At 37.1% G+C, this 8,484-nt stretch carries 12 protein-coding genes; 5 read left to right on the top strand and 7 right to left on the bottom strand.

From position 1 onward, the window contains the following. Together R5R67_RS18455 and tpgA are read left to right on the top strand one after the other, a co-directional pair. Positions 1-1,855 (top strand): YadA-like family protein (locus R5R67_RS18455; RefSeq protein ID WP_318755118.1); only part of this gene is annotated, 1,855 nt, incomplete at its 5' end. A gap of 57 nt (positions 1,856-1,912) precedes the next feature. Then, positions 1,913-2,692: a trimeric autotransporter adhesin/peptidogylcan-associated protein TpgA gene (gene tpgA, locus R5R67_RS18450; RefSeq protein ID WP_001044105.1), complete on the top strand. Its 780-nt coding sequence runs from the start codon at positions 1,913-1,915 to the stop codon at positions 2,690-2,692. Positions 2,693-2,802: 110 nt separating this feature from the next. On the opposite strand, the gene R5R67_RS18445 is transcribed toward tpgA, so the two are convergent. Then, positions 2,803-3,387 (bottom strand): 5-formyltetrahydrofolate cyclo-ligase, encoded by a 585-nt coding sequence (locus R5R67_RS18445; RefSeq protein ID WP_001004359.1) that lies wholly within the window; start codon positions 3,385-3,387, stop codon positions 2,803-2,805. A gap of 241 nt (positions 3,388-3,628) precedes the next feature. On the opposite strand from R5R67_RS18445, the gene R5R67_RS18440 reads away from it, so the two are divergent. From R5R67_RS18440 to R5R67_RS18430, 3 genes are all read left to right on the top strand, one after another. Next, entirely contained in the window at positions 3,629-3,970 is a 342-nt protein-coding gene (locus R5R67_RS18440) for a hypothetical protein (RefSeq protein ID WP_000768227.1), read from the top strand. Between the two features lie 107 nt (positions 3,971-4,077). Then, entirely contained in the window at positions 4,078-4,191 is a 114-nt protein-coding gene (locus R5R67_RS18435) for a hypothetical protein (RefSeq protein WP_001166305.1), read from the top strand. Positions 4,192-4,263: 72 nt separating this feature from the next. Further along, positions 4,264-4,581, top strand: a complete 318-nt coding sequence (locus R5R67_RS18430; protein ID WP_000669356.1) for a hypothetical protein — start codon at positions 4,264-4,266, stop codon at positions 4,579-4,581. 420 nt (positions 4,582-5,001) lie between these two features. Here the strand turns inward: R5R67_RS18430 and R5R67_RS18425 are convergent, their stop codons facing one another. Genes R5R67_RS18425 through R5R67_RS18400 form a run of 6 tightly spaced genes read right to left on the bottom strand, consistent with a single transcriptional unit; the run spans position 5,002 to position 8,312 of the window. Continuing rightward, the gene (locus R5R67_RS18425; protein ID WP_000088976.1) at positions 5,002-5,265 is read right to left on the bottom strand and encodes a hypothetical protein; all 264 of its coding nucleotides are present in this window, start codon (positions 5,263-5,265) and stop codon (positions 5,002-5,004) included. A gap of 10 nt (positions 5,266-5,275) precedes the next feature. Continuing rightward, positions 5,276-5,560 (bottom strand): hypothetical protein, encoded by a 285-nt coding sequence (locus tag R5R67_RS18420; RefSeq protein WP_000048749.1) that lies wholly within the window; start codon positions 5,558-5,560, stop codon positions 5,276-5,278. Continuing rightward, positions 5,553-6,068: a hypothetical protein gene (locus tag R5R67_RS18415; RefSeq protein ID WP_000566256.1), complete on the bottom strand. Its 516-nt coding sequence runs from the start codon at positions 6,066-6,068 to the stop codon at positions 5,553-5,555. The genes R5R67_RS18420 and R5R67_RS18415 overlap by 8 nt, the downstream gene beginning before the upstream one ends. Positions 6,069-6,071: 3 nt before the next feature. Then, entirely contained in the window at positions 6,072-6,317 is a 246-nt protein-coding gene (locus R5R67_RS18410) for a hypothetical protein (RefSeq protein ID WP_000654847.1), read from the bottom strand. Position 6,318: 1 nt separating this feature from the next. Beyond that, positions 6,319-7,212, bottom strand: a complete 894-nt coding sequence (locus R5R67_RS18405; protein WP_000698527.1) for a hypothetical protein — start codon at positions 7,210-7,212, stop codon at positions 6,319-6,321. Further along, positions 7,209-8,312 (bottom strand): ATP-binding protein, encoded by a 1,104-nt coding sequence (locus tag R5R67_RS18400; protein WP_001100371.1) that lies wholly within the window; start codon positions 8,310-8,312, stop codon positions 7,209-7,211. The genes R5R67_RS18405 and R5R67_RS18400 overlap by 4 nt, the downstream gene beginning before the upstream one ends. Positions 8,313-8,484 lie beyond the last annotated feature (172 nt).

The following is an 8,484-nucleotide window of genomic DNA, read 5'->3' as shown; positions in this document are numbered from 1 at the left end:
TAACAGCATCAAAAACAGTATTGGTGGAAATACAGTTGTTAATCCGGATGGTAGTCTGACTACTAGCAATATTGGTGGTACTGGCAAAAACAACATCAATGATGCGATTAGTGAAGTAAAAAATACAGCTACGAAAGCGAAGACTACTGTAACTGAAGGTGACAACATTGTTGTAAAAGAAACTGTTAATAAAGATGGTAGTACAAACTATGAAGTAGCGACCAAAAAAGATCTAACTTTAAATAGTGTAACTACAGGTGATGCCGTACTTAATCATAATGGCTTAACCATTAAAGATGGCCCAAGCATCACTAAAGATGGCATTAATGCTGGTAGTAAGAAAATTACTGATGTGGCTAATGGTGTAATTGCACAAAATTCTAAAGATGCTGTAAATGGCGGTCAGGTTCACCATATCTCTAATAGCATCAAAACCAGTATTGGTGGAAATACCGTTGTAAACCCGGATGGTAGCCTGACGACCAATAACATTGGCGGAACAGGTAAAAACAACATCAATGACGCAATTAAGTCTGTAGATGAAAAAGTCACCAATGGTGTAAATGACTTGACTCAAAAAGGTCTGAATTTTGGTGCGAATGACCAGAAAGCAACCCAAGGCAAAGCAGTTCACCGTAAGCTTGGTGACACTATCAATATTGTAGGTGGTGCGGACGAAAAAACTGCTGAGGATAAAACTAGTGGCGAGAACATCATTACCCGTACCACAGAAGATGGTGTCAAAATTGAGATGTTAAAAGATGTGAAGTTCGATAGCGTGAATGTCGGGGGCCATGTCTTAAATCAACAAGGTCTAACCATTAAGGGTGGGCCAAGCATCACAGTGAATGGTATTAATGCAGGTGGTAAACAAATTACCAATGTTGCAGACGGTATTAATGCAAAAGATGCGGTGAACAAAGGCCAATTAGACAAGCAAATTAACGAAGTTAAAGATCAAATTGGTAAAGATATTGGCAAGCTTTCTGATCATGCTGTGCAGTATGACAAAGATAAAAATGGCAATGTCGACAAGAACTCAGTCACTTTAGGTGGTGGAGAAAAAGGTACCAATCTGAAAAATGTAGCTGACGGTAAAATTGCTGAAGGCTCTAAAGATGCCGTGAATGGTGGTCAATTATGGAATGTTCAAAATCAAGTCGATAAGAACTCGAATGATATTAAGAATATTCAGAATAACATCGATAACATTTCTAATGGTAAAGCTGGGTTAGTTCAACAGCAAAAACCAAATGGTGAAATCACGGTCGGTAGAGATACTGGCGGTACTAGCATTAATATGGCTGGTAAAGAGGGTGATCGTGTTGTTCAAGGTGTTAAAGATGGTGAGATTAAAGCTGGTTCGAACCAAGCTGTAAATGGTGGTCAAATCCATAAAATTTCAGAAAGCATCAAAAACAGTATTGGTGGAAATACTACGATTGATCCTAAAGATGGCTCAATTACAACCAACAATATTGGTGGTACAGGTAAGAACAATATTAATGATGCGATTGGGACCTTAAACCAGTCGAACCAAGAATTGGGTAACAAAATTACCAATCTGGGTGATCAGTTACAACAAGTGTTCTATGACACCAATAAACGTATTGATGACGTTGAGAAAAAAGCTAATGCAGGTATTGCCGCTGCCATGGCCTTAGAAAATGCGCCGTTTGTAGCAGGTAAATATACCTATGCTGTTGGTGCTGCATATCATGGTGGTGAGAACGCAGTCGGTGTGACCTTACGCAAAACCTCTGACAATGGCCGTTGGTCAATTACAGGTGGTGTGGCAGCTGCTTCTCAAGGTGAGCCAAGCGTCCGCGTTGGTATTAGTGGTGTGATTAATTAAGAAACTGGTTGGGAGGGCAATGCTCTCCTTGCTCGACAGATTAAAGAGATTATAGAGATGAACAAAACAATCCAAAGCTTAGTCTTAGCAGCTTTTGCTGGTTTCGCAGTCACAACTTATGCAAATGAACAGGCTCAGCAACAGGAAATTCATTTTCCAGCGATTGAAAAGAGTTATTTGAAACAAGTAAAACGTTATGAATACCAAGATATTGCTCGTTTAGATACAGGACTAAATAAAGATCAAATTCGAGCTTTACTAGGCAATCCACAATTTAGTGAAGGGCTTTTTGCAGTAAAAGTTTGGAACTATGTGCTAGATATCCGTGTTCCCAACACACACCAGTACCAGCGTTGCCAGTTGCGTATTGATTTTGATAAGCACTATTTAGCAGAACGTTTATCTTGGAAGGGTGAAGCGTGTGAAGGTTTAGTTGTTTTGGGAGAAAATAATCAGGCACCAGCATATAGCACTGTAATTGCAGATCGTACAGCGAGTGTTCTATTTGCTTTTGATCGATTTGATGCGAGTGCGATTGAAGAAGGTACTAATAGCGTTGTGAAAATTGCTGAGCAAATTAAGAAAAGTCCAACAACAACCCCAATTATTGTTTCTGGATTCACAGACCCATTGGGTAAGTTTAGTTATAACCAAGAGTTATCATCTAAACGAGCGAATACGGTTGCCAAGTTACTGGTACGACAAGGTGTTGAACCAAGCCGTATACAAATACAGGCGAATAGCCAGACCGACTTATACAAGCAGTGTAGTGATAACAATAGTTCACAACTTATTCAATGTTTAGCGCCAAATAGACGTGTTAATATAAGTTGGTAAAACGGTCTGTCACGGCAAAGTAACCATCCTTAGGGTGGTTACTTTTTCGTTTTTAAGGAGCTAAAAAAGTAAAAGGATATATTGGAGATTTTATAAATTTTATATAAAAATCATCTTTTAAAATAATAAAAGTGCTGTGGAGTCAGTAAACCATCTAATGGTTGATCCCAACTTTGACGTTCTAAAGTGTGTTCAATAAATTGAAATTGATGTGCCAATCCTAAACGGTAAGGTTTATGCTTAGCACTTGCCAATGTACGATCATAATAACCACCACCCATACCAATACGTGTCCCATAGTGATCGCAAGCTAAAAGTGGCATAAGTAGCAAATCAAGCTGTGATACATGTTTTCCGCGAGTCGCCATAGGTTCTTTCATTCCCAATGGGTGATGAGAAAAACGACGACTTAAATATTGGTTTTTATTTATTTTTACCCATACTAAACGTTGGTTCATCGAACAAATCATGGGTAAATAAACTTGTTTGTTCTTTTTAAAACATAATTTGATAAGAAGATCGGTATGGATTTCACCAAAAGCATGCAGATATAAACCGATTTTTTTTGATGAATGAAAAATAGGAAGGTGATTTAGGCAATGTAAAACATTAAGCTGAGCCTGTTTTTGCTCAAATTGGGTTAAAGCTCGTCTTCTAGATCTTAAATTTTTTCTAATAAAACTTAATTCATTCATGGAGAAATCTAACAAAGATTTGCGGACAGTCGAGCAAAATTATACCTACTTTTCTATGGTTTCACCGAAATTTAAAAATTATTAAAAAGCAGTCTTCTAATGTATTAGACCAGGTAAAAATAGTTTTGTTGGGAGGAGAAGCTATCTACATATAATTTTTTCTTTTTTACGTATTTACAGTATTTATTTACATTTAATCAGGATAAGTATATTTAAAGATGAATATGAAAATGTGAAATCTATGAAGTTAAAATTTTTAACAATTATGTTATGTGTGGCATTGCTCAGTGCATGTACGAAACAGGCAGAATCTGAGGCACCTCAAATTGATTATAAAGCTCAATTTGAAGAGTCGGACCGAAAAATTGGTGAATTTTTAGATCAGTTAGATAATCCAAATACCCCTCAAGAAGTTAAAGTTAAAATTTTATGTTATGACTATCCTGAGGTGTATAAAAAACAATACATGCCTGCACTGATAGAAGTTTCACCAAAACCGTACACTGAAGAAAAATTATTGTCAGATTTGAAAAGTGCAACTGACTACTATAAAGGGACTTTGGGGATAAAATGTAATGAATAATATTTGAATTAAATCACGATAAAAATTTAAAAGTGTGAATTGATTGGCATTATTTAGTTGTGCTAAATTTCTTCTGTTAATTACTTCAACTTTTCTCTGGATTTGAAATGCAGATCTTAAAATTTTTACAGAGTTTTAATACAGTCGGCACCTATTTAACACTTGCTTCCATCTTGCTTGTGGTCATGATCATTTATTTTTATGTAATTAATCCTGCATGAACATTTTGAAAGGAATAGGTCTTCTCATCTATTACTTTTTTAAGAACGGAAGATGAATAATAGGATAGGGATATGAAATTTAAAATATTATTATTAAGTTTTATTGCCAACGGTTGCTATGCTAATGAAAGTACAGCTGACCCAGATATTTGTAATATCGTAAAAAAGGTCGCTTATAACGTGATGGAAGCACGGCAGCAAAAAGTACCAGCACAAGATTTACAACAAATTGCTGATGGGCTGGCAGATGAAGAAGCCAAGCAGCTTTATCAAGACTTAATTAGCTCAGCTTATGCTGCCAAAGTATTTAAGACAAATTTCTTTAAACGCCGAGCAATTGAAGATTTTCAGGCAGGATGGTATGAGGAATGTTTACGTAGAAATGAATAATAATTAAAAAAATAATGAGTATTTAATTTTAAGAACAACTAATTAGTTAAGAGAATAAAAAAATAGACTGACAGGTCTGTCTAGGTATTTTAATTTGAAAATAAAATTCGAATTTATAGGTATTTATTTAAAAATAAATGCTCCGAAGATGCCGCTGCATGTCGTTACCCTTGAACCCTAAAGTTCAGCGGGATTTTAATGATTCTAACAATACAATGCAATATTAAGCAATACCTCACGATATTAAAAAATCAATATTTTTAGTAATTTAGATTAAAACAATACAATGCAATATTACACAATCTTTAGCAATACAAAAATAGTCTATTAATGGTCTATTTCGGTAAATATGGTCTATTTTTCAGGTTTAAGTCTATTAAAGGTCTATTTTAATTGATTAAAAAAGCGGCACTTAGCCGCTTATGCAGTATGTGCCATTTTGTTTTGTTCAATATACGCCAAAACATCAGCCTTCACATAATTTACCTGACGTTTGTGCGGTTTCGAAAAGGGAATACCGCCGCCTTCACATCTTTTCTTCTGCAACCATGGTAAAGATACGTGCATTACGATTGCAACCGTTTCAGGTGGGAAGGTCTGATTATCAGCAGCTTCCCAAAATTCTTTTTTTGCAGCCTCTTTTTCTGTATGTGTCATACGATCTAATTTAGTTAAACGTGACATATAAATCTCCTTAATGCTTCAACTCATTACGTTCTTTCTTCAATTGACGCAAAAGGTTGTGAAGAGTAACGGTTACAGCTTTATCTAAACTTTTAGTTGAATGGAATTCGGCAAGCTGAGAAAGCGCTAAACCAAAAATGTGGTATACAAAAACCTTTGCAGCCTCAGGATTATTTTTGAGAAGCTCCTCAGTACTTGGACAAATAACTTCTTTAAAAATATGAACTGCTACCTGATCCGGAGTGCCTTCAATACGGCTGGGATTCAAATTTACTTCACCAATTACTTTACTCATTAGCAGCTCCTGCTCCACATGTAATAGGGTCACTTGGTCTAGCCATCCAAAACTTAATTTCTTCTAGTAAAAACTCTTCACCATTTGAGTTTGATGTCCATAGGGTTTGATAATCACCATTGTCTTCATTATTTTCTCCATAAGGCCCATCCACATAGTCAGTGTTTAAAGAACCTTCATGAATTACGTTATGAGAATCCAAGAATAAAACCTCTTCGCCCTCATCTGGCAACATAGTGGAAGTTGGAATCCAAGTCGGCACCTCCTGAGCTTTTTCGCGCATGAAACTAACGGCTTTTTTCCACATTGCCCAACCACTATTTACACGATGGTAAATATCAAAAAGGTCTTCTTCACTTAGATCAGTTTTGACACCTTCAGCAATATCAAAACAGCCGCCATTCATATCGAATTCGAGGACATCTAAATGTTCGGGAATCCAATATTTTTCTTTAAAAATAGGCAATTGCTCAGCCAAAAATGCTTGTTTAGTTTTTAAATCAATCATTACCTAAGCCCTCAAATATTCTTCTTTAGTCCACTCAACAAACTCTTTATAAAGTTGTTGAGCTGGTTTATTTAACCGGTTGTGATAGTCGATCGTTATGCGGCGCCAAGCGACTGGTACCGCATAATGCTTGGTTAGAAACATCGCTTGATCCATGCCTTGCCGGACTATTACGTAGCCCAGCAATTGCAAGTAGTACATAAAACCAAGCATGTGTTTTTGGCTCACTTTCTTGTACTGATCCTTCATATTAGAAACCGTCTCCTAATAAATAATCAGGCTCAGCCTCTTGAAGTGGCGTAGATGTATGGTTCTCTAATTCAAAGCGGCGTTTCTTAACAAAATCCATGAGTCGTGATTGAATCTGTGGATCTCGTGCGGCCACATCTATTTCCAAAGCATCTAATGTTGTGAGGTCGGGCGCGTTTTGGATCTGGACCATTAGTGAAGGCGGTTCAGTTGCAGATACCTTAGATTTTTCGAGCTCTTCAAGTCGCTTGTGAGTTGCAAGAAGCAAAGGTTCCATTTGTTTATCTGACCAAGTACGTGTGTATCGATAAACTGCATTTACTTCGTCTGGTGTTTTTGATTCCTTAACTCGTAGCAGCAGGGTGTCAAGTTTCTTTTTATATTCTGAATCAGCGGTTTCTGATTCAATAGTCGGCTCAGTTGTTTGTGCTTTTTCAACATTATTTTCTGAAGGCTTTTCTTCTTCGGCTTCTTCAGTAGGCTTATTTATAAGTTTTAGAATGTCTCCAGCAAACTCACCACCGCTAATTTTAATAATCGCGCAGCAATGAGCAAAAGCATTATCAAAACTTGAGTGGACTTGACCATGCTGAAGCATGCGTAATTGTCCCTTTGAACCATTCCACTTAAACTGCTGCACACCTAATTCAACAGTTGGGCTAGGGTAAGAGCAAGTAGTACCTTTTTCTGGCGCTTCTCTTAATGGTTCTGGTACCTCAAATTCACCAATAAAAATAGTTCTAGGCTTTAATTGAAATTCGAATTTATCAAAAACATCAAAGCCAAAGTCATAAGGGTTAAATGGTTCCCAACCATTACGCTCAGTATTATTTACTAAAAGTAATTCACCGTTAGCCCAAGCAAGTTTGGCCTCAACTTTATTAAGTATTTTCATGCTGTCATCCCCGTTTTCGCTAAGGTTTCAATTTCTTGTTTAACTGCAATTAGTTTTGCCGCTTCTATTTGAATGAGGGCATCGATACCTAAGTGCTCACAGACTGTTTTTACATCGAGGCCACGTTCAGCTATGAAGTTTTGTAGCTCATCACGTTGTTCAGCTGAAATCTCTACAAAATTATTTGCCGCATGCGTTTGGCTTTGGCTCAATTGATTTTCGTGTTCACGAGCAGTTTGTTCGTTTTTGCGAATTATGTTTAAAAGCTGATTTTTTGTTTCTTCAAACTTTTGTTGTTGAAGATCCATCAAGCTATTTAATTTGCGTTTTAAGCAATAATTTTCGATGTTGATCCCAGCACGATGCATAAGATCTTCAATTTCTAGGAACTGATTACCATCGATAGTTGCATCAGCAGAACCAGAAATAAGCCATTCACGTAAACAAACGCCAGTTCCTTCATTGATCATCATTGGTTCAGTGAAAATATGAGTTCGGTCTTTAGTTGCGTTTGCAAAATGATCCGCATTTAAGTCAAGAACAGTAGTGAATTCATATTCGATACCATCACGCTGCTCAGATTTCATCCCAACCTTTTCAACTTTCTTCTTGCCATTAGTTTCGGTTTGGATCGTATCCATTTTGCTGCGTAGAGTTACGATGATGTGAATACTTGAATGGAGAATGGCATCTATAAATTTACGATGACGTGGGGTTACTTCACTCCATGCAGCCCAGCTATTACCTTTAAATTTACCTTTGGTTAGGGTATCTACAATTTCTAAACACCCGCCAGTACCAGACCATTCATGAGTAATACTGTCCAAAATTAAAATATCAAAGCCAGCCTGCTCAGCTGCTTTAATTGCGGCCGTAAATTTTTCTGGTGTATATGGAGGTGTTAGGTTCGCAGCATAAAAATCATAACGGTCTGCATATAGCGAAGCACTGCTGTCTTCTGTATCAACAACAGCAATTCGACCACCAATACCGGTAGCAAGTTTAAGTGCGCTTTCTGTTTTTCCTGAACCAGTAGGGCCAGATAAAGCAAGTCTTAACTTAGCTTGCTTGCGTTCAGCTTTTTGGAAAAATACATTCATTTTCTTATCCTCATCTTGAGCCGGTGAAGCCACGCTTCTGCTTATATGTCTTGCGGTCACGGAAAGGGATATTTGTTTCAAGTAGCTTTATCGCGAGCTGCTTTCTGCGTTGAAAATCAATTTCTTGAGTAAGTTCATTCCAAGCTTTTGGATAGTCAGCTTGGAACTTGGC

Source organism: Acinetobacter sp. OYA S30 (genome assembly GCF_033599315.1).
GTDB classification, from domain to species: Bacteria; Pseudomonadota; Gammaproteobacteria; order Pseudomonadales; family Moraxellaceae; genus Acinetobacter; species Acinetobacter baumannii.
This window is presented reverse-complemented; position numbering and strand designations above follow the sequence as displayed.

What these genes read in the sequence shown, in the direction of transcription:
- tpgA (WP_001044105.1), top strand. Translation starts at nt 1,913, where the DNA reads ATGAACAAAACAATCCAAAGCTTAGTCTTAGCAGCTTTTGCTGGTTTC.
- R5R67_RS18445 (WP_001004359.1), bottom strand. Translation starts at nt 3,387, where the DNA reads ATGAATGAATTAAGTTTTATTAGAAAAAATTTAAGATCTAGAAGACGA.
- R5R67_RS18440 (WP_000768227.1), top strand. Translation starts at nt 3,629, where the DNA reads ATGAAGTTAAAATTTTTAACAATTATGTTATGTGTGGCATTGCTCAGT.
- R5R67_RS18435 (WP_001166305.1), top strand. Translation starts at nt 4,078, where the DNA reads ATGCAGATCTTAAAATTTTTACAGAGTTTTAATACAGTCGGCACCTAT.
- R5R67_RS18430 (WP_000669356.1), top strand. Translation starts at nt 4,264, where the DNA reads ATGAAATTTAAAATATTATTATTAAGTTTTATTGCCAACGGTTGCTAT.
- R5R67_RS18425 (WP_000088976.1), bottom strand. Translation starts at nt 5,265, where the DNA reads ATGTCACGTTTAACTAAATTAGATCGTATGACACATACAGAAAAAGAG.
- R5R67_RS18420 (WP_000048749.1), bottom strand. Translation starts at nt 5,560, where the DNA reads ATGAGTAAAGTAATTGGTGAAGTAAATTTGAATCCCAGCCGTATTGAA.
- R5R67_RS18415 (WP_000566256.1), bottom strand. Translation starts at nt 6,068, where the DNA reads ATGATTGATTTAAAAACTAAACAAGCATTTTTGGCTGAGCAATTGCCT.
- R5R67_RS18410 (WP_000654847.1), bottom strand. Translation starts at nt 6,317, where the DNA reads ATGAAGGATCAGTACAAGAAAGTGAGCCAAAAACACATGCTTGGTTTT.
- R5R67_RS18405 (WP_000698527.1), bottom strand. Translation starts at nt 7,212, where the DNA reads ATGAAAATACTTAATAAAGTTGAGGCCAAACTTGCTTGGGCTAACGGT.
- R5R67_RS18400 (WP_001100371.1), bottom strand. Translation starts at nt 8,312, where the DNA reads ATGAATGTATTTTTCCAAAAAGCTGAACGCAAGCAAGCTAAGTTAAGA.